Below are 21,764 nucleotides of genomic sequence, written 5' to 3'. Positions count from 1 at the left end.
CGCTAGAAAAAACAAACTAACAGTTACAGGGAAAAAGTTGTACAAAGTACGCTGTTCAACTATAGAGCGAAGCTTTGCGGACGCCAAAGAACTACATGGCTATCGATATGCTCGATTTCGGGGGCTGAAGTCTGTCCAAATGCAGGCTTATCTTACCGCAACTTGTCAAAACATGAAAAAAATAGCCCTCCATCTGACCAAAAAAGGTCTGGTGGAGGGCTATTTTTTTGAAACTCTATTATTTTATGTTGTTTTTATTCGCTAAAATCAAAATGATTCCAGAGTGCGGGGAACCCTAAAGGGTTTCCCAACACTCTGAAAAAGAACATTGATATTTCAATGTTCTTTTTATATCTCTACATATGAATTAGATCTCTATTCGAAAAAAGTACCTTAATCCCCTTACCCTTGATTCCTCTGCGCCTCTCTAAACTCCTCCTTCACCTTCTCTAACAACCCTTCTTCCGTAATTAATCGATACGCCGTATTTGCTAATGCTTTTGCCGATGTAATTAATGCTTTATCTCCAAGTTCTGAACGTGCTGCTTCTCTAAATTCATTCGTATGTGCAATTAAGTCATCTGGTCCGATTTTAATGTACGGATGAATTGTCGGTACGACTTGACTTACGTTTCCTGCGTCGGTTGAACCGATCCCTACTCTTTCTTTACGATTTACCTCTTCACCTAATAGTTCTAATTCTTCCGCTACTATATCGTTATATGTTTTTGTTACGAGTAATTCATCGATTTCATTTTGGAATGGATGAATTTTTACTTTTGCACCTGTTGCTAACGCTGCTCCCTCAGCAATGTTTCTTACTTTTTCTGTTACTTCTGCACATCTTTTTCGCGTTGCTGCACGGATGAAGAACCTTGCCGCGGCGTAGTCAGGAATAATGTTAGGTGCTTTTCCGCCTTCTGTAATAACGCCATGAATTTTCACGTCTGACGGAAGTTGTTGACGAAGTGCGTTAATACTGTTGTACAGCTGAATCACCGCATCTAATGCGTTAATTCCTTCTTCTGGTGAAGCTGCAGCGTGAGCTGTTTTTCCGTAAAAATGAAAATCAAGTGGATCGACTGCTAGTGAAGGACTTGTTGTCGCTGTTTTTCCACTCGGATGAATCATAAGCGCCGCATCAATGTCTTTAAATAAACCTGCCTTTACATAACTTGATTTCGCGCTACCATTTGGCCCGCCTTCTTCTGCTGGTGTACCAAAAACGACAACTTCCCCGCCAATTTCTTCAAGCGTTTCTGATAATGCAATTGCTGCTGCAACACTAATTGTGCCGATTAAATTGTGACCACACGCATGGCCTAGTCCTGGTAAAGCGTCGTACTCCGCTAAAAATGCGATTGCCGGTCCTTGTTTTCCAGAGCTTTTTCGCGCGATAAATCCCGTTTCATGTCCAGCTATATTGTGCTGCAACTGAAATCCTGCACTACCTAGCAATAAACTTAACGTTCTGGATGCGTAAAATTCTTGGTTTCCAATCTCCGGATTCGCATGAATATCATGACTTGTTTCTATGTACTTTTCCTTATTTCTTTCGATACTCTCTTCAATTGTTTTTCTTTGTGACGTTACTCCTGTCGCTCCCATTGTTCTTCCTCCTTTTATTTTCACGTAAAAAAGCCTCTTTCTAAAAGATAGAAAGAGGCTTCTGTATATACAGTCAAAATGAGCTTCTTTCTTATCTTTCAAGTTACCTTGCTGGAATTGGCACAGTATTCATAACGAATCCGCTGCCGAGGTATCATAGGGCCAGTCCCTCCACCTCTCGTGATAAGAATTTTCATAAAATTATATTAAATTACATTCATTCTAAGTTCATTCTAAATAAAAGTCAAGGAATTCCTATCCGAATTTACCGAATATCTAAAAATCCTTTTAATACACCAATTGTTTCTGGCGCTTGCAGTCTTGCACATACGTACGGAAATTCTGTACTACCTTCAAACATCATTTGAGATGTAAGCGGTGCGCCTGCCCAGAAGATTTCATCATCAATTACGATAAACGGGAATGCTTTATTTTGTCTTTGTAACTTTACATTTTTCAGTGGAACTGGTCCATCACTATAAACTGTTATCTGTGCATTTGTACGCATTAGCGCTTGCCATACTCGCTTATCCACTTGTTTTGTACTTGGAATTGAAATAATAATTTTTCGTTTTGCGGCTAAAATATCTTTTAATAGCCCTTTCGGCTCTTCAAGATTCATTTCCATAAACCAGCGTAAACGTTTCGAAATTTTCCGTTCCCACAATTGTCTTGATGTCGTGCGATCATACACATCTCCGTGACGTTCTATATGAGCTGTTAATTGTGATAACGCTTGTTTTCTCGAAAGGTTTTTACGCATATAATGGCAATCTGATAATTGAATGAACTTCCCTCTCGCTCTTGTCACTGCTACATTGACGAGGCGATGGTTTTTGTGATCAAAGAATAATACGCCAGGTCGTTCTTGCGGATAACTGTCAACCGTATCAAAGATCATCATATCTCTTTCAGAACCTTGGAACTTATGAACTGTCGCCGCTAAAACTGGTATGTTTTGATATTTCGTTCTCTGCAACATTTCTCTAATACACGTCGATAAAAAGCGTGACTGCGCCCTGTAAGGTGTCACAACACCAATTGATTGAACACCGTCTAACAATCCGATTAACATCATTTGCATCGCTACTAAACCAGACATAATGTTAAAACGTGAACCAGAAGCAGCATCTTTTAACGAAAAAGCTCCCATTTGGCTCGTATCAAATAAAACACTCGCTTCATTTGCGAACGGCTGCAATTGCGCAAGTTCTTTACGCTCTGAAACAGACGGATGATCGTATACTCTATTTTTATAAATAAACGAATTCGTAAACTTCGATATATCCGCATGCATACGTCTTTGTTCCTGCAACATAAATAGGTTCGGATGTGCTTCTGATTTATTAACAGACTCAACAATCCCAGCATGGTAAAACATATCTTCCCCAAGCCATTTGCGAACAAGTTCATGGTTCGCCATCGCAATTGGAGGTAATTGTAAAAAGTCTCCGCAAACAACGATACGTTTTCCAAGTGAAGCAGCTAATGCGATTTGCGGAACGAACGCCATACTCACTTCATCTACGACAACTAAATCGAATGTACGCTCATAAATTAGCGCATCAATTGCACATTTTGATAGAGTTGCACCAATTACTTTCGCATTTTCAATGTATTCTTTTTCTACTTCTTTAATTTTCGCTTTTTGCTTTCGAAGATCACTTTCAATCTCTTGTATACGCTTCTTATCAGCAGAAGTCGCTTTATATGATAAAATCTTTTCACGAAGATCTTGTCGTGTTTCTTCTAAATAGAGTCTTTCTTCTCCCCAAGATCCGTTCGTCGTTTCAACTAGCTTCGACGTAAGTAATGTTTCATGATTTCGTATATGTTCATGTTGACTATAACCGTAACGAACAATTTCGCCAGGTGTCCATTTCTTTTTCTTCTCAATTTGCTTCGTTACTTCGCTCATTAATACGTCCACTGCCGCATTACTATGAGCTAACACAAGTACCGATTTTCCTTTTTGGTAATGAGCCGAAATAATACGTGATAAATTGTACGACTTCCCTGTTCCAGGCGGTCCCCATACGTACGTTGTCGGATTGTAAAACGAACGATATGCTAGTTCATTTTTCGGATTTTTCATCTTCTCAATATGCTTCGGACTGCTCGTCCCATCAACGAGACGCTTTATACGATTACGTTTCAATTTATCTTTACGTGCTTCTTTTAATCGCTCTTGTAGTTGCTCTAAAAGTTGCCACGGTTCACTGTATAAAACTGCTTCTCTTATCTCACCTTGTATATAATCATTTAATTTCAATTCTATTTCTAATCCATGTACAGATAATACTTCTCCTGTCGCTTCCTCACCATCGAACTCAATTCGAATTGGTGAACCTTCAGGTAAGCTTACTTCCGAAATAAGCTGAAATACATACACTGTATTCTCATAATCTGTATATAAAAAACGACCGTTCATGATAGAAATTTTACTACCACCTATCGTTTTCCAATGTTTAATTTCATATGCTAATGCATAATGCCACTCTTTCATCGTTTCCGATAATGAAGGAGTTTGAGTAGGTATATTCATCGTATAATCTCCTTCCTTCTCCCCAAACATACTTTCTCACTATACCATATAACACGCTAAAATTTGTAAGGTTTTTATCTTGCTTATTTTCTTAATTTTCAATAATATATTGTATATAATTTTCAGAAAGAAGGAATCTACATGCCAGTTAGAAGAATTGAACACGTAGGACTTATGGTTGCAAACTTAGAAACATCTATTACTTTTTATGAAGAAGTAGTCGGCTTACAGCTCCTTAAACGTATGGGGCACCCGAATCCAGACTTAAAACTCGCTTTTTTAGGTGTGGAAGAATCGAAGGAAACGATACTCGAATTAATTGAAGGCTACAATTCTTCCTTGCCAGCAGAAGGAAAAGTACATCACATTTGCTTTAAGGTAGATTCATTAGAGGATGAAATCGAAAGACTAAAGAAACACGCAGTAACCTTCTTACTAGGAGAAGAAATCGAAACATTACCAGATGGAACACGTTACATTTTCTTCGCTGGTCCTGATGGAGAGTGGATTGAGTTTTTTGAGACGGAGAGATAAAGTAAAGCTTTATTTTGCGGGATAGAAAAGGAGCCTGAATTCTGGCCCTTGTTTTAACCAGTAACAATGAAACATACCTCCAACCTAAGAATTTACCAAGATTAAAAACACAATCATTTTGTTAGGAGGAGAGAATGGGAAATACAGTCTTTATTATTGTTTTTTGGATACTGATACTATTTCCAATCCTTTATGTAATCAAGATAAAGGATTGGAATATAAAAACAGCTGCCTTATTTGTTGGAAGGGTTCTATTAAGGCATTGTCTATTTCATAAATGGAATGATGTTACGACTGCAACGAAATTGGGTAGAACCTCCCTATGAAACAGAATGGGATTTCTTTGTAAAGTCTTTACTAAACGGAAAAACTGATGCACTTATACACTTGTTACTTCTAATTATTATCATTACTTTGGATCTATTCATTACATTTTATGAGTAGCGCCATATCGCTATCAAACTAATGTTTTATGCTGCCCCTAAACAATAATTTTTTACATTTTTACTCTGAGAATGTCAATTTTACTATTTTTGGGGTATTTATTTTTACTAGCTTGATGGACATGGGTTTGATTTATTTTCTTAGGTTGGTAGACATGTGGTGCTATCCCATTGCTATTAAGCTAAGAATTTAAGTGTAATATCATTTAAGGTAATACTTAAGATACAAATAAAATATCTTTTCCATGTCGCACTGTTTTATTGAAGTCTATCCCGAGTTGTAGCTAGTTCAATGCGACTGTAAATTCGGAGTTCGGTGCGCCAGCAAATACAACCGTTCCGTTCTCTGGTAGTTTCACTTTGTTATTATCACTAACAACGCTAAAATTGACGCATACTCCATTCCCATCATACACCGCGAATGAACTTCCTGATGGCAACTCCACATTCATCGTTTTCCCTGCTGCCTCTTGCGGAATCGTAAACCATTTCGCATGCCCATTTTTTTGCAGTGTAACTTTCGTTGATTGACCTGCATCAAGGGATTTCACGTTAGATTCACTGACGTATAAAAAGCTGGCCATCTCCATATATTCAGTACCATCCTCTGTATAGAAATGTGCTTCCTTCGTATCCCGCCCATTCATCACGGGAATCTGAATTTGATGCATTGCCGAATTTGGACCTGTAATTTTTTTGCCGTCCCAATACCCATCCTTGATCGTAATTTGTGTGTTAAGAGGCATTAGTTGTCCTAGATAGTTCATAGAATTAAATTTTTCGTTAACGAGGTAGAACTTGCCACCCTCACGCTTCGCCCATGCAGCAACTGTTTTCTTCGGTAACACATTGTTTTCTAATTTCTGGGCTAAATAGTGAGTCAGCACATTTTGCCCCAATCCCGGCGATAATTCATATGTGCTCTCTCTCAAATAAACTTTTCCATTCTTCTCTGTGACGAAGTTAAGCTTGGAGGTACCCTTCTCATTTATAAAGCTTCCATCCGCCGTATATACATATTTTTCTTCCGGTTTAGTTGGTAAAAACAGTTCTCCCTTCTTCGTAATTTCTATTTTGAAATGGCTTTGGATATTTCCATAAAAACCTGCTTTTTTTACCACGTCTTGAGGTACTTTAGCCTTGACTGGCTTGCCGAAGGATTTATCTGGTTTTATATCCTTAATTGTCCCTTTCTCTTTAAGCCTAGCTAACAGTAATTTGTTTGCTAACAGTTGATTTGTCGTGCTGCTGCCGCCGGAGGACAATACAGCTGCTGCCATCTTCTGTTCTGGAAGCACGACCAATGTGGCATGTTGCAGTACCGTATCCCCACCCTTAGTCAACGCTTTTATCCCATATTCACTGAATGGGTATAGTTTCACACTATCCCAGCCAAGACCATAGTTGAACACGTTTTCGCTATCTTCCGGCCACATGCCTCTTTTATATTCTTCTTGTTCCATCGCCTTGACTGCTTTATTAGAGAGAATTTCTTTTCCCTGTCCCATAAATATTTGTGAGAATCGCACCACATCTTCTGCAGTAGAAGAGATTCCTCCCGTACCAATCACATTTACCATTTCACTTGGAAGCTGTCCCTGGTATGTCGGAGAATACTGTCCAGCCCGCTTTTCATCTTCCCATTTGTCTTGCGATGTTATCGTATGATTCAGTTTTAATGGCTCTGTAAACTTTTGATGTAGAAATTCAGTAAAACTCATACCGCTGACTCTTTCTACCAAGATCTCAGCCAGTGTAAAACCGTCATTACAGTATACTGAGAACGCGCCAGGATCTGCCTTCAAGTTTTGGTTGGACAATTGTTGCAACAAGATATCATGGGCATAAGCATCATTATCTTTAAATAAAAATGCATTATTGAACGTCGAACCTTGCAAACCCGAGGAGTGATTCAACAGCATACGCGGTGTAATGCGCTTATATCGTTTATCTTTCATTTTGAAATCAGGAATATAGCGGGCAACAGGAGCATCCAAATCAACTTTTCCTTCGTCTACTAGTTTCATAACAGCCGCAGCCGTATATACTTTACTGGTTGAACCAATTCCGTATAGAGTATCTTTAGTTAATGGTTCTTTCCCTTCTATGTCGTTCTTACCTGTCTGCCCCGACAAAATAAGTTTACCATTATCAATCAGCGCATACTGCACGCTAGTCGTCTCATAGGACTTCGTGAGTAGTTCAGCGTTCTCTGCAGCAATCTTCTCCAAATCTTTGCTAGCAACTTCTTGGCTAGATACAACCGGAGCCTTACTGCTAGAAGACGCTATCGCTCCTGTTGGTAGACTCATCGTTAGAGCTAAGGTAGCGGCTAACACTCCAGATAATTTATTTTCCATAAGAAAAATTCCTCCTTAGATAAATGATCGATTTCATCTTTTATTTGTTCAATTACAAACATCACATAAACTACTATTCTGGCTTTATCCCTACTGTCTATATTCAACAAGTAAAATACTTTTAAAAAGACCAGTATTCTCGGCTCTACCCATACTGTTGAAATTGCCGTCAACATATGCCCCTCCAGCAAAAGTATCAAATCCTAGAATAACATCTGTATGTTCCCATATCGGGACACCGTTAGGAAATATAATTTCATAGATTCCTAGACCATATCCATTGATTCTTCCCTTTCCTGTAGGAACTGTAGTGAGTATTCTGTTCTTTCAGTAATTGCCACCAATAGAATGCTCTTATTACTAGTTTGTTTTTCGTATAAATGTATCCTATTTACCCTCCCTCTTTTACGCTTCTCTATATTTGTATCCTACACAATAAAAATTTCTTTTTTCTTATCCATTTCTTACAATTTCCTTACGTTCAAATCACTTCTATAATTAGATAGGTTTTATTTTAAAATCTCCAGGATAATAAGTGCATATATAATCCCACGATTTTATAGAAGATGGATTAATAACCTTTCATGCACATCTCTGATATTCCCTTAGATTCCACCCTCAACCTTTACCACAGTTCCAACCGGCATCAACACTTCTTCACGTTCTTATAAGTGGAAGTCATTCTTTCATATCCATCCTTGTAAAAAGATAAAACGAGAACGATTGGAATGCCATTTGTATGGGCAATTGATTGCCATTCTACTTTGTTCTTCTAATATATTGCAAATGCGGCAATTACTGCTTATGAAAAAGAAACGAGAACTGAAACACCCCCTAATATAATTGACGTTGTATGAGCTTAGATTGATAGCGACGGGGTACCGCCAGTATTTCAGAAAAAACCACACTAAGGGTATACAAGGTTTTATACAGTTTTTCAGTTAATCCAATAACAGACAAGAACCCTAAAACCGCACCAGGATAGGAAAGTATAAAAAATGCATAGATCCATAGAACAAAAAAAAGACGATTCCCTTGTAAAATTAGGGAACCGTCTTTTTCTTCGCTATCGATAACAAAAATCAAGTACGTAATATTTTATTTGTCGATATTTATTTAATCTTCATTATTGATTTCTATTGTACCTGTTCTAGCACTAACTTTTAAAATATTTAACAGATTATCAGGTGTCTTAATTTCCACTTCATATTCAAATTTTGATTGTGCTAAGTTGTCATCTTCTAATTCGAATTCTTTTTTCACATTAATAATTTCTCCATTTGTATGAGCTAAAGAAATTTCACGAACTTGTTTCTCTGTGTAGTTTTCATTCTTTTTTGCATAATTGTAACCCATACCATAATATCCACTAACAATAGCAATACCACTTACTAAAATAGCAATTACACTTATAATTATTTTCTTTTTATGTTTTAACATTTTCATCCACTCCTTCATGATTAATCATCTATTCCAAATCTTGCTTCAAGTGCATTTTCTGCTTGCTCTAATTGATCTTCCAGTATATCGTGTTCTCTTTCTTGCGTTTGATATTGTTCAACAGTTATCGTTCCAGCGTGATAATCTGCTTCTAGCTGATTATCAGATAGATCTATCTTTTCATCCAATTGGTCAATTTCTTTTTTTGCTGCTAAGTACGTATTTAAGTTTTCTTCTTTTGCTCCAACTGGTTTCGTGTTATTTGCCTTTTCTACAATAGATGTGACTTCGTTTTTGAAATCTTGTGTTTGCTTCGTATCATTCGTAGCAGGCCCTATTTTATTTGGTTCTTGTTGTAGTTGAGCAACTTCTTTTTGTAATTTATCATTTTTCACTTTCAGTTGTTGCACTTCTGTATTGTTATCAGCTTGAGTAGAACAAGCTGTTAAGAATAAACAAGACATTGCTCCAATCAACATCCACTTTCTCATTCTGTTTTCCTCCCTTTACATGTGCACCTTATCCTTGCCTTTATATTACTGAACAAACATTAAAGGAAGATTAATGTACAAAAAAATAAAATGATATAATTAAATAGTTTCTAATCTTTCTTTAATGTTTTGGAATTATAGTGATACATATTAATAAGAGGAAAAGGAGAATGTTAATGCGAGTTCTTATTGTCGAAGATGAACAAGACTTACAAAATATATTGGTGAAACGATTAAATGCAGAATATTATAGTGTCGATGCATGTGGGAATGGCGAAGATGCCTTGGATTATATAAACATGGCTACCTATGACTTGATTGTGCTTGACATTATGATTCCTGGAATAGATGGTTTACAAGTATTACAAAGGTTACGCGCGGATAATAATACAACTCCTGTCTTGCTTCTTACAGCTAAAGATACAATTGATGATCGCGTAACAGGACTCGACTTAGGTGCGGATGATTATTTAGTAAAGCCGTTTGCTTTTGATGAACTATTAGCAAGAATTCGAGTGTTAATGCGAAGAAAAACAGGAAATACATCTAATGTATTTGAACTCGCTGACCTAGTGGTAGATTGTAATATGCATAAAGTAACAAGAGGAGACCAGGTTATCACTCTTTCCAGTAAAGAATTTGCTATTTTAGAATATATGATTCGTAATAAAGAAGTTGTGTTGACACGAGATAAAATTGAGCAACATGTGTGGAATTACGACTATGAAGGTGGCTCGAATATTATTGATGTTTACGTCCGATATCTTCGTAAAAAAATTGATAGCCAGTTTGAAACGAAGTTAATTCATACAGTACGAGGAACTGGTTACGTATTGCGAGTAGAATCATGAAAAAACTATCAATAAAAATGAGAGTAACCCTTTGGTATACGGGGTTAGTTGTAATTATTATGGCACTCGTGTTAGCTTTTATTTTAGCTTCTTCAGATAAAGTTGTGCTTTTTAATATGAAAAATCAATTAAAGAGCACAGTAAAAGAAAGTATTGAAGATATCAAATATAAGCATGGACAGTTAAAGATTGACGATGATTTTGAAACTTTAGAAGATGGAGTAAATCTCCTCATTTATAGTAAGCAAGGTGAGCTATTGGCAGGAAGTAGTCCAACAAGCTTTAATAAAAAGGTATCGCTTAAATCCGATGAAATACAAGCCATTAAAAATGGTAATAAAGAATGGATAGTATATGATTTTCTCCATAATGCAGGTGGCGATGAGCAAGTCTGGGTTCGTGGAATAATGACGATGAACCAATTATCATCAACAATGAATACGCTTATCGTGGTAACACTCATCACATTTCCATTACTTATTCTCATTGCGGCAGTGGGAGGATATTTTATTACGAAAAGAGCGTTTCGACCTGTGAAACAAATGAGTGATTCAGCCAGTGAAATTGGTGATGGTAAAGACCTTTCGAAGAGAATTAATTTACAAGGTTCATCGAAAGACGAAATGTATCATTTAGCACAAACCTTTGACAAAATGTTTGAGCGATTGGAGACATCATTCGAAAGTGAAAAACAATTTACATCTGATGCATCTCATGAATTAAGAACACCAACATCTGTTATTATTTCGCAATGCGAATACGCTTTATCACTGAGGAATAATCCGAAAGAAATGGAAGAATCTTTAGAAGTAATTTTAAAGCAATCACGTAAAATGTCCGCGCTAATCTCACAACTCTTATTATTAGCAAGAGCTGACCAAGAAAATCATAATACTTTCCAATTTGAATGTATCAATATGAGTGAATTAACGGAAATCGTTGTAGAAGAGCTTTCATTAATGGTTCAAGAAGCTTCGATTGATATCACAACTCATATAGAGGAAGACCTGTTTATGAAAGCAGATCAAACATTGATGATGCGTTTATTAATGAATTTACTAACGAATGCGATTGCTTATAGCAAAGCGAACGGCACTGTGCATATGCAACTGTTCCGTGATGAAACCAACATAATAGGTAAAGTCTCCGATAATGGCATAGGCATCAGCGAGCAACATATTACGAAAATATGGGACCGCTTCTATCGAGTTGACGCAGCAAGAACATCTTCAAGCACCGGAAACACAGGTTTAGGATTGTCGATGGTAAAATGGATTGTCGAACTACACGGAGGAAAAATTACAGTTGAAAGTGAATTAGGAGAAGGCAGTACTTTTACATTTAAACTACCAATTGAAAAACCAGCATAATTTATGCGCGTCTGTCGCTTCAAAATAAAAATTGATATTTAAAGACTCTCTACAATCCTTATGTAAAAATAACTGACGCATTTTAAACATCATCGATTTTATCATTTTGGACAACCTATTCTGTTAAATTGATATACATGCGAAAAAACTATCGAAATAAAACCCCAGAAATCCAAAGGTCTCTGGGGCTTCATTATATATTTAGTTCTTTTTGCTTTTTGTTTTGTTTATGTTTATACAGTAATTTTCGGCTTATGAGAGAAATCAGTAATAAGACCAGTATTAGTACGAAAAGTTGCATAAATGATAAATCAAAATATTTAGCACCTGTAACGATTAACAATGTTGAAATCGTACCTTTTACAATGAAAAAAATAATAATCCATAATCCGCCTTTTTTCCAGTTCATTTTTATATTACCCTTTCCTACGTTTAAATTATTAAATGGGACACCTTATTAGAAATCTATTATATTAATAAAAAAGTCATGTCTAATTAAATGCAATGATTCCATAATAAGTGAAAATGATATTCAATGTCAATTTTATTGACTGTTTGAATACCTGTTTCTTCACTTCAACCTCTTCCTACTTTGTTTCTTATAAGCAATGAACTCTTGTTTTCAAACAAAAAACACCTCCATTGAATTTACATACTTCGCATGCGAATTCAAGAGGTGTTTTTTCATATACCATCAAGTAAAATTTCCTGCCTTATTTCTTGATACGTACCTATTTTCTAGTACACAATAACTGGATCATACGTGTTCAAACTATCATATACAGTTTTTGCAACGTTAGGCAGCAGGTTTACACACCCACCTGATCCCCCTGTTAAATAAGCATTATTTCCCCAGTCTTTTCGCCAGCCTGCATCATGGAATCCTTGACCACTATTTGTGAATGGAACCCAGTAATCTACTTTAACTGCATAATCAGCTTTACCTACTGCGCTTCCTTTCAGCGTGTATGGTGTTCGTTTATATAGAACGTACCACACACCTGGTGATGTATCTTCACTCGTGCTATGTTTACCCGTTACTACATTTGTTGTGACAACTAATTTTCCATCTTTGTAAATCCAAATTTGTTGCTCTGCAATTGAAACTTCTGCATACGTGTCTCCGATGCCATTATTCGATGTTGTTTTATAACCGATACCTTCCTTCTCCCAACCATTTCCGTGAATATTAGAAGCAGAAAGCGACTTTTCGCCTTTCTCAAAGGCTTGTTGAACTTGTTTAGTTTCTTTTTCAACATCTAGTGCCCAGCCGTAGCCTTGCCCTTTTACTGATATGACTGAACCGGAATGCGTTTTAAATGAGAAATCTTTATTTAATGTTGATTTGGCATTATTAATTTCAGTAATTTTATTCTTAATGTCGCTCGCGTCAATTGTAACTTTCATATCCTTTGAGATAGAAGCATTTTGAATTAAATCTTTCGCTTTTAAAGGATAAACTTCATTCTGCACTTTATACTCAACAGACTGCCCAAGAAGATTCTGTAGCGCTTTCTCCTCTTTTTTGACAATCGGATCGTCTTCTTTAATAGGTTTTATGTATGCAGACTTCAGATGAATTTCGCTTTTATATTTTTGCTTATCGTAATCTTTCAGTAGACTAGTAACGTCATACTGTTTTCCTTCAACACTTTTCGAAATAACAATTTTTCCTTGTTCTAGCTTCGCCATAGCATCTTGAGGCGCTTTTAACTTTTCATTCATAGAGATGAGCTTTTCTTCTACAAGTTTTTTCATCGTTTCACTACGATACAGATCTGCCTTCTCTGGTAGCAATGAATAATTTTCTCCCTTTGAGGAAGGGAAAAATGTCCACTGGTTTTTTAATAGTTTCTTAACTTGAGGCAAATCTTTTTCCGTAAGTTCCGTTTTTGTATCTTTTTCATCTAAAATTTGTTGTTGATCAACATAGACTTTGTTTGCTAGTCCAGATGTCTTTAATTTCTGTATTGCCTGATCAGCGCTCAGACCACCAACTTTTGTGTCATTAATTGTAACATTCGAATTGAAGTGAGTTGCCTGATAATAACTCATTCCCCCAATAAGAAGTGCAATTACACCAATACCCGCTGCGATAAACTTCCAATTTGTATAACTTTTGTTTGATCTTACTCGTTTTTGATCAATTTCTTCAACTGATTCATTTGTTGTATTGTTGTTCATCAATCTTTCCCCCGTATGTATTAACGTCAAACGATTTTCAATTAAAATCATAGACTAGTGTACCTTATTTTTCCTAAAATTTCATTATTTCCGACCACATTTTATCGCAATTTAATGATTAAATTTAGATTTTTCAATAGTACGATGCATTGCACAGCCCTTTACAAGTTATAAAATGAAATTTCAATCAACCGTTATACCAAAGGAATTAACTACATCTTCTTTGGAAAACTTTTTCTCTTTACGTAAAATACGAATTATATTATCCATTTTATAAACATCACCTCCTAATTTTGTCAAAAAAATAAACGATAGTCCTTCTATCTAAAATGTAGAAGGACTATCGTTTTTTCAGTTAGAGTATTTGTATAATCGTTTAACTTTTTATTTCCTGAAGGTCAAACTTGATGAAGATGATGAAATTTCATCTCATAGCCTTTAAATGAAAACATTATGTTTTTTATGGCAACCAAGTTTATTTTCTTAGCTTGATGTACCCACATATCCAGCAGCCTAAGATTAAGTAAGAGTCTGTTCAACTAGATTTTTTCTAATATTTTTAGGAGCATCTTATTTCGCCTCGTCATATTTCACTAATTGAATTTAAAACACATCCGTATGCTATTTAGTAAAATTTACGATTCGAGACGTAATTATTGCAGTAATCAAGATAATAATAGCGGTTATCAAGCCAGATTCTCCAATCCAAATCTCAGTTTGATACCCTGTACTTGCACGTGTGAAAGGTCCTTGAATAATGGCATTCCAAGTAGCATGGATGATAACCGAAGGCCAAATGCTACCTGTGATAATTCGTAAATAAGCTATAATATAACCGAATGGTACAATACAAAGATAGATACCAAGTACTGAAAGAACGACAGATGGGCCCGCTACATATAGACCAGCAATAACTATTGGAACATGCCACGTTGCCCAAATCAATCCACTAATAAGGATGGGCCGTGAAAACTCTGCATCGACTAGCCTTGTGAGCATATAACCTCGCCAACCCATTTCTTCTCCCAAAGCTGGGATTAAGCCAAGCAAACTTCCGAAAATGCCGCTCAATACTACTAGATAAATGAAGCTGAATGGTGCCGTTACATACTGAAGCCCAAGCATATTGTAGATCGGTTCTAAAATAAACATACCAACTTCGGGATACTGAAACCCCGCAATTCCGCTCAACCAGGCGATAGAATAAGTAATTCCACAAATAATCATAGGGATTAGCAGAGCAAAACCGATCCCCTTCCATATCTTTAAGTTACCGAGACTAAAAGATACATCTTTAAACCCTTCTTTCAGTATTATGCGAGTCAAAATAGAAGAAAATGCTGGGGTAAACATATATACCACAATAAGCGGCATACTTTTCGTAATTATTACTACTACATTTAGGATAATAGAAGTAATGATTAAGATACTCAGAAAGAGTTGAAGTCCTATTTTAGCACGTTGGATTTTATCTTTATTGTGGAACGATTTTGCGTGTAATATCATTTTAATCCGCCCTTCCCCTATAATTCACTTGTTTATCGAATTTACTTCTTGTCATTTCCACAGACACAACTTAGAATAAAAATATTTTTGTATACAGATTCATTCATCTTTAAAATCCCTCCCCAATTTATAGTCTAGTCTTACTTACGACTCATCAATGTAATTATTATTTATAAGTTGTCATAACCGATAGTACAAAAGTGTAATGATTAGTCTATGACCTGTGTCAATTAACCTTATGACAATATGTAACTAGAAAATATGATATGGAATAGATAACAATTGAATTAAGGCAATTGATTCGTGCAAGTACAATGAATCAATCTTGCTTTACAAATAATTCAATTGAGGTGGAAAAAATGAATAAGAAAAGCATAATTGCAATGGTTAGTACAGCTTTATTAGTCACAGGATGTGTAGAAGTAGGAAAGGCTCAAACAGTAGCAGTCGAAAATTCAGGTCAATCAATACAAAAAAATATAGTTAAATCCATACAATCACAGGCTTACCCATTAAAAACGATAGAGCCGTCAAAATCATTTGAGGATTTAAAACCACTTAAGAAAATGATTGGGAGCGCACAATATGTAGGATTAGGAGAGAATACTCATGGAAGCTCTGAAATTTTCACTATGAAGTTTCGCCTTGTGAAATATTTGGTTACTGAGATGGGTTTTACAAATTTCACAATGGAAGAAGATTGGGGAAACGGCTTAAAACTAAATGAATATATCCAAACAGGAAAAGGAAACCCTAGAGAATTTTTAAACTTGTTATATCCTACTGATGAAATTATAGCCATGATTGACTGGATGAAAGATTATAATGCTAATCCATCCAATAAAAAAAAGATCCAATTTATTGGGCTCGACTTAAAGGAGTTGGACCAAGATTGCTTTAATAAAGTAATTGATTATGTAAGGCTACATCGACCAGATTTGCTGGCAGAAGTAGAAGAAAATTATAAAGAATTGTCGGCTTTTAATGGAAGTATAAAGGAATATATGGACCTTGCTCCTGAAACAAAAGAAAATTTCAAAGCAAACGCTGAGAGAGTAGCCCAATTACTAAAAGATGAGAATGGGCAAGCCAACACAGAAATAGTTTCACCTGAGTACATCTGGGCGAAAGCAACGGCAAGTGTAATAGAGAAATATACCACAATGCTAATTCCTAACGACTATCCAAGTGTGTTAAAGCTACATGAGCAATACTTGACCGATCATGCAATGTGGGCACAAGAGACATTGGGTGGTAAAACGATGGTATGGGGACACAATATTCATATAGCTAAAGGAATTATCGATGAGAAACTATACCCTTATGTTGCGGGGCATTATTTGAAGGAACGTTTAGACAATAATTATGTCACAATTGGCAGTACAACTACGGAGGGGAATTTCACCTTATACAGCGACACCCAAGATAAGATTAAAACGGATCCGATTCCACAAGATGTAAATAGTTTCAATTATACCCTTGGAAAAGTACCATATAAAATGTTTTTATTGGATAACCGTCACCTTAAAGGACCAGCAGAGAAATGGGTTAAAACAAAAAGACCATTACTAAGTATAGGGGCACGACTTTTACCCAACGAATCGGCATACTTTGATACGTCATTGCTTGAGCAATTTGATATTATTTTTCATATTCGAAAAACAAGTCCATCTCATATTAAATAAAAGTACAAAACAATCCCTTCTTGCATCTGCAAGAACGGGATTGTTTTATGGTGATTGATATAAGTATCTTTTTTAACCAGAAGTAGGTTACTCTCCCCTTTTTAGCATCATTTAAAAGTGTCATATGACACTTTTACACTAGTGAAAATGACAAAAAAAGCAGTACAATTCGGTTATTACATAGATAGGAGCGAGAACTTTATGAAATCAAGATTCATCCAGAATGGTTATTTTTTATTGCTAACTTTCGTTACAGGATTGTTTTATTTTTGTTTTTACCTAATAGCTCTGCTATTCAGTTTCACCCTTTCATTTACGGTAATTGGGATTCCACTAGTTATACGCGTACTACAGACTACGACACCTTTTATCCAATTCGAGCGCATACAGACGAAAATTTATACAGATATTTCGACCGACACTTACGATAGAAGTATAAAAATGGATACATCAAACTGGTCTCAGGTGAAATTAGTGCTTACAGATCGTCGTACTTGGTCTGCTGTCTTTTGGTTAATGCAGAAATTAGTGATTGGCATTTTCAGTCTCATTAGTGCAATCATTTTTTATGTAATGCCACTTATGTTGTTGTTGGCACCACTACTGTATCGCTACATTGAAATGAATATTATATTCATACAGATAGATACTTTTTCCAAGTCACTCTTTGTAATGTTTATGGGTATAGTATTTACTGCCATAAGTATTAAAATAGTAGATGGTTTGACAAAGAAAATTGGAGGCTATACACATAGCATGATCCGGCAACTAAATCAATAGAAGTTTACCTTCTATGAGAGAATTGTAGTGTAAAATTAAAAAGTACAACAATGTATGAAGGATTAATTTATAATATAGGAAGTAAAAAGGTAGGCTATTTAGGGGGTAAATGACTTGTTAGATATGGTTAAGTATTGGTTTTGGTACGATTGGATTATGTTAGGAGTCCGTATACTTGTTAGTGTCTCTATCGCCATAACCACATTAGATTTTCAGGATAGTTTAACATTGCCACTTTGGATTATTATTCTTTGGGAAATTGTTGCCTTCTCGATTCCATGGGTAGCCTTACTGTTCAATTATAAATATTATTTGTTCACAGAAATACTGCTATATGGTGGACTGTGTATATATTTAACTTCTTTATTTCCGGGAGCTAACGTTACATTTCTTATATCGGCTTTTCTGATTGCTGCGAATAGTCAGCATTTGTCCTATTATTGGACAGCTCCAACAACAGTTTTTATAACAACTGGAATTTTCTATGCGGTTGCGCCAAGTAATAACTATTGGATTATGGTTACCTACTATGGACTTGCTTATGTAATGGGCTTCGCTTTCCATTTATTAATCGTCAATCATAAGCAAAATGAAGCGATTCGTAAACAAAACGCGGTACTTGAGCAATATATGTCTCAGATTGAACGTATTACACTGGCAGAAGAACGGAACAGACTGTCGAGTGAGCTTCATGATACAGTTGGTCACGCTTATACTTCTATTATTATGGGGATGGAAACGCTGCGTACCGAACTTGCTACTGAAATGGGTATACAGAGGCTAGATTCTCTGCTTGAAATGGGACGTAAAAGCATTGAGGACGTGAGAGGTTACCTACATCAAATGGATTCTCCGTGTCAATCGTCTTCCTTGATTCAATCTCTACAAAATCTTGGAGCCGAATTTCAGGAGCACGCTCAGGTAAATGTAAGTTTTAGGACATTCGGAGAGGAATATCAACTATCTCGGCAAGCGAAGATCACATTCGTTCGTTGCTTACAGGAGTCCCTTACGAATGCAGTACGTCATGGTCAAGGGACTGAAATTATAGTTTCATTGCAGTTTGAACAACAATATACGAGGTTAGAAGTTCAAGATAATGGAAAAGGAAATGTAGAATGGCAGGAAGGCTTCGGTATGAATGCGATGAAAGAACGAGCAATGAACTTGCAAGGTCATTTGTCTGTATATACAAAGCCAGAGGAAGGAATGCTTGTTACATGCACCATACCGCGACAAACTGAAATAAAAGATGGACTTATTCGTTTGTTAATTGTAGACGATCAGCCATTTGTTCGGGAAAGTTTGAGGACACTACTCGATAGATATGAAGATTTAAATGTAGTCGGCTTGGCTGAGGATGGCAATCAAGCCATCGATTTGTGTGGGCGCCTTCAACCCCATGTTATACTTATGGATTTAGATATGCAGCACATGGATGGAATCGAAGCAACCAAAAAGATTAAACAACAATGGCCACATATCCGCATATTGATTTTTACAACGTTTCAAGATACCGAACAGGCGTTGGAATCGCTTCGCAACGGTGCGGATGGTTTTTTACTCAAATCTATTGAAACGTTGGAGCTAGCTAATACAATCCGACTTATTCACAAAGGTGGGACACTGATTGATCAGGGAATGTCTCACAAAATATTTGAGAAGTTTGATGAGCAAAAAGAGACACCACAATCAAAAGCAACCGCTTATGAGCTAACGGCTAGAGAGATAGAAATATTGCAGCTAGTAGCAAAGGGACTTCGATACACTACCATAGCATCAAGGTTATATTTGTCAAATGGTACGGTCAGAAATTATGCTTCTACAGCTTATACAAAGCTAGGAGTCTGTAACAAAGAAGAAGCTGTTCAAAAGGCTCTAGAAATTGGAATTATTGAATAAAAAAATGTTTTTTTGTTTCTTTACAGCAAGGTAAAATGTAGTTACAAGGTACAGTAAAGGATAAACTTACGAATTTAATTGAATATCATTTTTGATAGGTAATTTTTTAAAAAAGTTCACCCTGTTTTAAAAAACTTTAAATAGCGTTACTACCTATTGAATGTAGCAACGCTATTGTTTTCTATATTAGAAATTAAACATCTTTATTATTGCTATACGGAAGCCAGTTTCAGGTCTTTTCATCTGATAATTATTCCTTTCTAATTCGAAATAATTATCTCGTAATTTCTCCACCTACAGAACTATTTTCATGTGAGGATTCCTCTAAGCCAAATGCCCCCTAATTCACTAGTTATCTCTGAAAATAGCTATTTAAAAATATGGTTGCTAATTTCATTTCGCTCTTCCTTGCACCCAAGTAGCAATATCATTTATAACATACTCAGGGATATTAGCGGGACTATAATATTCATCCGGTTTACTTAATTCTCCATTCCCTTCTGTAAAGAAGTGATTTAACTTTGGATATAGTCGATAATCAATATTATCTCTCTCTTTTAATTGTTCTTTCCAATAAGGAATTTCAATTTTTGATAGAACTTGATAGTCTCTTTCTCCTTGAAGAATAAGAAGCGGTGTTTTTTGTTTTTTTGACATTTCTGCTGCTTTAATTTTACGGATAGAATCCCAATATACTGGTGGTCCTAAAGAAAAATCCTTTGGAGGATTCTGACTAGAAAAATTAGGATCCTTTAATAATTCAAATTGCGATTTGAAAAATTTATATTCTTCTGGTTTCATTTCTCCAATAGAAAGACGATACTCCAGTTGATCTAAAACATTGTCTGTGAATGCCTTGCCCGCTCCTCCCATCACAATTGCCCCAGCAATATTTTGATTTTGATTTTTTTCAATTATCCTCGGAATCATCATTCCACCTTGACTATGACCAAGAATATAAATTTGATTCTTATCTATCATAGGTTCATTTTGAAGAAAATGAGTCACAAAAAGTGCATCATCTGTTGTCTCTTTATCAACTGTATAAAACGGACTAAGTTCTGTTTTCAATCCATGTTCATAGGTTCGTTTATTATAGCGAAGGACAGCAATTCCTTTCGAGGCAAGACCTTCAGCTAAATCACGAAATGGTTTTAAAGCATATGTTGCTGAATCCTGATCGGCTGCTCCAGCTCCATGAACAAGAATAACCGCTGGAAAAGGGCCCTTCCCCTTTGGAACAGATAATGTTCCTGGTAATGGAAATGCACCACTTCCAACTACTACTCCTTTATCAATAAATGATTCAGGCTTACTATATGATGGCCGATCTGCAACAGGACTAAACGGCATACTGAGTTGAAAATCATCTATTTTTCCAGATGGATCTAGTCTTATTAGTAAAGGTACAGTCATTTGTTCAAAAACTAATTGAATCTCTACATTTGTATGAATAGAATTTTTCTCTTTTTGTGTGACCTCTCCAATTTCTATAAAAGAACCTTTTTGTACTTGCGTAGGCAGTTCTTCCCAATAGTTCTTCAGCCACTTTTTAGATATTATTTTCTTTAATGATCGAGAAGTTAAATCAAATGCAGATTTATAATCTTCAGTATGCATAGAACGGACAAATGAAAAAGCAGTAGATATAACAGGATTTCCCTCTTCAATATTGTCTATTTTTTTTATATTTGTGTTTGTTTCCTTTAATGTCGATTTAATTTGGTGACTAAATGGATTATTAAATGTATTTTGATATAAACTTCTTTTCAATACATCCTTATTCCGTCCCTCAAATAAGTTTGGATAATCCTCGAGATTTTTAGATAAAATTACTTCCTCTGCATATGAAACCGAAGGAATGGTTATGGTACAAATTGCACTGACAAGTAGTAACTTACTTACTATTCTTTTTCTCGTGCTCATATTTATTAATTCTCCCTTCATAATTCAAATTTTTAATACGGCATGCATAGTATTATACGGAAATAGAAATTTTCAAGGCGATTAACAATCTACTTTACGATCCCTTCTAGCAGGTTAAAAACTATTATAAACAAACTTC

17 protein-coding genes, 2 pseudogenes and 1 riboswitch are annotated in these 21,764 nt (G+C 35.8%); of the genes and pseudogenes, 9 read left to right on the top strand and 10 right to left on the bottom strand.

Translation table 11 applies throughout. The annotated features are described in order from the left end of the window. Positions 1–265, top strand: a 265-nt coding sequence (locus C4S65_RS04925) for a transposase (protein ID WP_181032127.1), incomplete at its 5' end; no start/stop codon positions are given. Positions 266–402: 137 nt separating this feature from the next. On the opposite strand, the gene C4S65_RS04920 is transcribed toward C4S65_RS04925, so the two are convergent. Both C4S65_RS04920 and C4S65_RS04915 read right to left on the bottom strand, forming a co-directional pair. Then, positions 403–1,608 carry a M20 family metallopeptidase gene (locus C4S65_RS04920; protein WP_000501369.1) on the bottom strand — a complete coding sequence of 402 codons (1,206 nt, stop codon included), beginning with the start codon at positions 1,606–1,608 and terminating at the stop codon, positions 403–405. Positions 1,609–1,696: 88 nt separating this feature from the next. Beyond that, positions 1,697–1,798, bottom strand: a riboswitch (SAM riboswitch). A 75-nt stretch (positions 1,799–1,873) separates the two neighbouring features. Beyond that, a complete protein-coding gene (locus C4S65_RS04915; protein WP_003307377.1) occupies positions 1,874–4,183 on the bottom strand; it encodes an AAA domain-containing protein in 2,310 nt (769 codons plus the stop codon). Positions 4,184–4,294: 111 nt separating this feature from the next. Here C4S65_RS04915 and C4S65_RS04910 point away from each other — a divergent pair, with 111 nt between their 5' ends. Further along, on the top strand, positions 4,295–4,687 hold the full coding sequence (locus C4S65_RS04910; RefSeq protein ID WP_061665908.1) for a VOC family protein: 393 nt from the start codon (positions 4,295–4,297) through the stop codon (positions 4,685–4,687). Positions 4,688–4,821: 134 nt separating this feature from the next. After that, a pseudogene (locus C4S65_RS35090) lies at positions 4,822–5,131 on the top strand (hypothetical protein). Positions 5,132–5,414: 283 nt separating this feature from the next. Here the strand turns inward: C4S65_RS35090 and C4S65_RS04895 are convergent. Continuing rightward, complete coding sequence (locus tag C4S65_RS04895; RefSeq protein WP_000428431.1) at positions 5,415–7,490, bottom strand: serine hydrolase domain-containing protein; 2,076 nt, start codon at positions 7,488–7,490, stop codon at positions 5,415–5,417. Beyond that, complete coding sequence (locus C4S65_RS04890; RefSeq protein WP_000954377.1) at positions 7,463–7,666, bottom strand: hypothetical protein; 204 nt, start codon at positions 7,664–7,666, stop codon at positions 7,463–7,465. The genes C4S65_RS04895 and C4S65_RS04890 overlap by 28 nt, the downstream gene beginning before the upstream one ends. 496 nt (positions 7,667–8,162) lie before the next feature. Between C4S65_RS04890 and C4S65_RS04875 the strand changes: the two are divergent. Further along, a pseudogene (locus C4S65_RS04875) lies at positions 8,163–8,315 on the top strand (IS4 family transposase); the annotation flags it as partial. Between the two features lie 291 nt (positions 8,316–8,606). Here C4S65_RS04875 and C4S65_RS04870 read toward each other — a convergent pair. Both C4S65_RS04870 and C4S65_RS04865 read right to left on the bottom strand, forming a co-directional pair. Further along, positions 8,607–8,930, bottom strand: coding sequence for a hypothetical protein (locus tag C4S65_RS04870; protein WP_000912134.1), 324 nt, complete (start codon positions 8,928–8,930; stop codon positions 8,607–8,609). A gap of 20 nt (positions 8,931–8,950) precedes the next feature. Next, positions 8,951–9,421, bottom strand: coding sequence for a hypothetical protein (locus tag C4S65_RS04865; protein ID WP_001233666.1), 471 nt, complete (start codon positions 9,419–9,421; stop codon positions 8,951–8,953). A 176-nt stretch (positions 9,422–9,597) separates the two neighbouring features. On the opposite strand from C4S65_RS04865, the gene C4S65_RS04860 reads away from it, so the two are divergent. Next, positions 9,598–10,272, top strand: coding sequence for a response regulator transcription factor (locus C4S65_RS04860; protein ID WP_098838669.1), 675 nt, complete (start codon positions 9,598–9,600; stop codon positions 10,270–10,272). Beyond that, positions 10,269–11,642: a HAMP domain-containing sensor histidine kinase gene (locus tag C4S65_RS04855; protein WP_061665906.1), complete on the top strand. Its 1,374-nt coding sequence runs from the start codon at positions 10,269–10,271 to the stop codon at positions 11,640–11,642. The genes C4S65_RS04860 and C4S65_RS04855 overlap by 4 nt, the downstream gene beginning before the upstream one ends. A 193-nt stretch (positions 11,643–11,835) precedes the next feature. On the opposite strand, the gene C4S65_RS04850 is transcribed toward C4S65_RS04855, so the two are convergent. From C4S65_RS04850 to C4S65_RS04840, 3 genes are all read right to left on the bottom strand, one after another. After that, positions 11,836–12,051 (bottom strand): hypothetical protein, encoded by a 216-nt coding sequence (locus C4S65_RS04850; protein WP_001104092.1) that lies wholly within the window; start codon positions 12,049–12,051, stop codon positions 11,836–11,838. A gap of 329 nt (positions 12,052–12,380) precedes the next feature. Further along, complete coding sequence (locus C4S65_RS04845; RefSeq protein ID WP_141527030.1) at positions 12,381–13,826, bottom strand: L,D-transpeptidase family protein; 1,446 nt, start codon at positions 13,824–13,826, stop codon at positions 12,381–12,383. Positions 13,827–14,447: 621 nt separating this feature from the next. Next, positions 14,448–15,332, bottom strand: a complete 885-nt coding sequence (locus C4S65_RS04840) for a CPBP family intramembrane glutamic endopeptidase (RefSeq protein ID WP_061665905.1) — start codon at positions 15,330–15,332, stop codon at positions 14,448–14,450. A 359-nt stretch (positions 15,333–15,691) separates the two neighbouring features. Here C4S65_RS04840 and C4S65_RS04835 point away from each other — a divergent pair, with 359 nt between their 5' ends. From C4S65_RS04835 to C4S65_RS04825, 3 genes are all read left to right on the top strand, one after another. Then, positions 15,692–17,017 carry an erythromycin esterase family protein gene (locus tag C4S65_RS04835; protein ID WP_098013747.1) on the top strand — a complete coding sequence of 442 codons (1,326 nt, stop codon included), beginning with the start codon at positions 15,692–15,694 and terminating at the stop codon, positions 17,015–17,017. 201 nt (positions 17,018–17,218) lie between these two features. Continuing rightward, positions 17,219–17,797, top strand: coding sequence for a sensor domain-containing protein (locus tag C4S65_RS04830; RefSeq protein WP_061665903.1), 579 nt, complete (start codon positions 17,219–17,221; stop codon positions 17,795–17,797). Positions 17,798–17,911: 114 nt separating this feature from the next. Then, the gene (locus C4S65_RS04825) at positions 17,912–19,699 is read left to right on the top strand and encodes a hybrid sensor histidine kinase/response regulator transcription factor (protein WP_061665902.1); all 1,788 of its coding nucleotides are present in this window, start codon (positions 17,912–17,914) and stop codon (positions 19,697–19,699) included. Positions 19,700–20,092: 393 nt separating this feature from the next. Here the strand turns inward: C4S65_RS04825 and C4S65_RS04820 are convergent, their stop codons facing one another. Continuing rightward, positions 20,093–21,625, bottom strand: coding sequence for an alpha/beta fold hydrolase (locus C4S65_RS04820; protein WP_142391521.1), 1,533 nt, complete (start codon positions 21,623–21,625; stop codon positions 20,093–20,095). Positions 21,626–21,764: the final 139 nt, after the last annotated feature.

Origin of the sequence: Bacillus sp. ok061 (assembly GCF_900108285.1) — a bacterium.
In the GTDB taxonomy this organism is placed as follows: Bacteria; Bacillota; Bacilli; order Bacillales; family Bacillaceae_G; genus Bacillus_A; species Bacillus_A thuringiensis_S.
The sequence above is the reverse complement of the archived record's forward strand: the minus strand, read 5'-3'. Positions and strand labels throughout refer to the sequence as shown.

Coding starts and splice junctions, on each gene's coding strand:
- C4S65_RS04920 (WP_000501369.1), bottom strand. CDS start 1,608: ATGGGAGCGACAGGAGTAACGTCACAAAGAAAAACAATTGAAGAGAGT.
- C4S65_RS04915 (WP_003307377.1), bottom strand. CDS start 4,183: ATGTTTGGGGAGAAGGAAGGAGATTATACGATGAATATACCTACTCAA.
- C4S65_RS04910 (WP_061665908.1), top strand. CDS start 4,295: ATGCCAGTTAGAAGAATTGAACACGTAGGACTTATGGTTGCAAACTTA.
- C4S65_RS04895 (WP_000428431.1), bottom strand. CDS start 7,490: ATGGAAAATAAATTATCTGGAGTGTTAGCCGCTACCTTAGCTCTAACG.
- C4S65_RS04890 (WP_000954377.1), bottom strand. CDS start 7,666: ATGTTGACGGCAATTTCAACAGTATGGGTAGAGCCGAGAATACTGGTC.
- C4S65_RS04870 (WP_000912134.1), bottom strand. CDS start 8,930: ATGTTAAAACATAAAAAGAAAATAATTATAAGTGTAATTGCTATTTTA.
- C4S65_RS04865 (WP_001233666.1), bottom strand. CDS start 9,421: ATGAGAAAGTGGATGTTGATTGGAGCAATGTCTTGTTTATTCTTAACA.
- C4S65_RS04860 (WP_098838669.1), top strand. CDS start 9,598: ATGCGAGTTCTTATTGTCGAAGATGAACAAGACTTACAAAATATATTG.
- C4S65_RS04855 (WP_061665906.1), top strand. CDS start 10,269: ATGAAAAAACTATCAATAAAAATGAGAGTAACCCTTTGGTATACGGGG.
- C4S65_RS04850 (WP_001104092.1), bottom strand. CDS start 12,051: ATGAACTGGAAAAAAGGCGGATTATGGATTATTATTTTTTTCATTGTA.
- C4S65_RS04845 (WP_141527030.1), bottom strand. CDS start 13,826: ATGAACAACAATACAACAAATGAATCAGTTGAAGAAATTGATCAAAAA.
- C4S65_RS04840 (WP_061665905.1), bottom strand. CDS start 15,332: ATGATATTACACGCAAAATCGTTCCACAATAAAGATAAAATCCAACGT.
- C4S65_RS04835 (WP_098013747.1), top strand. CDS start 15,692: ATGAATAAGAAAAGCATAATTGCAATGGTTAGTACAGCTTTATTAGTC.
- C4S65_RS04830 (WP_061665903.1), top strand. CDS start 17,219: ATGAAATCAAGATTCATCCAGAATGGTTATTTTTTATTGCTAACTTTC.
- C4S65_RS04820 (WP_142391521.1), bottom strand. CDS start 21,625: ATGAGCACGAGAAAAAGAATAGTAAGTAAGTTACTACTTGTCAGTGCA.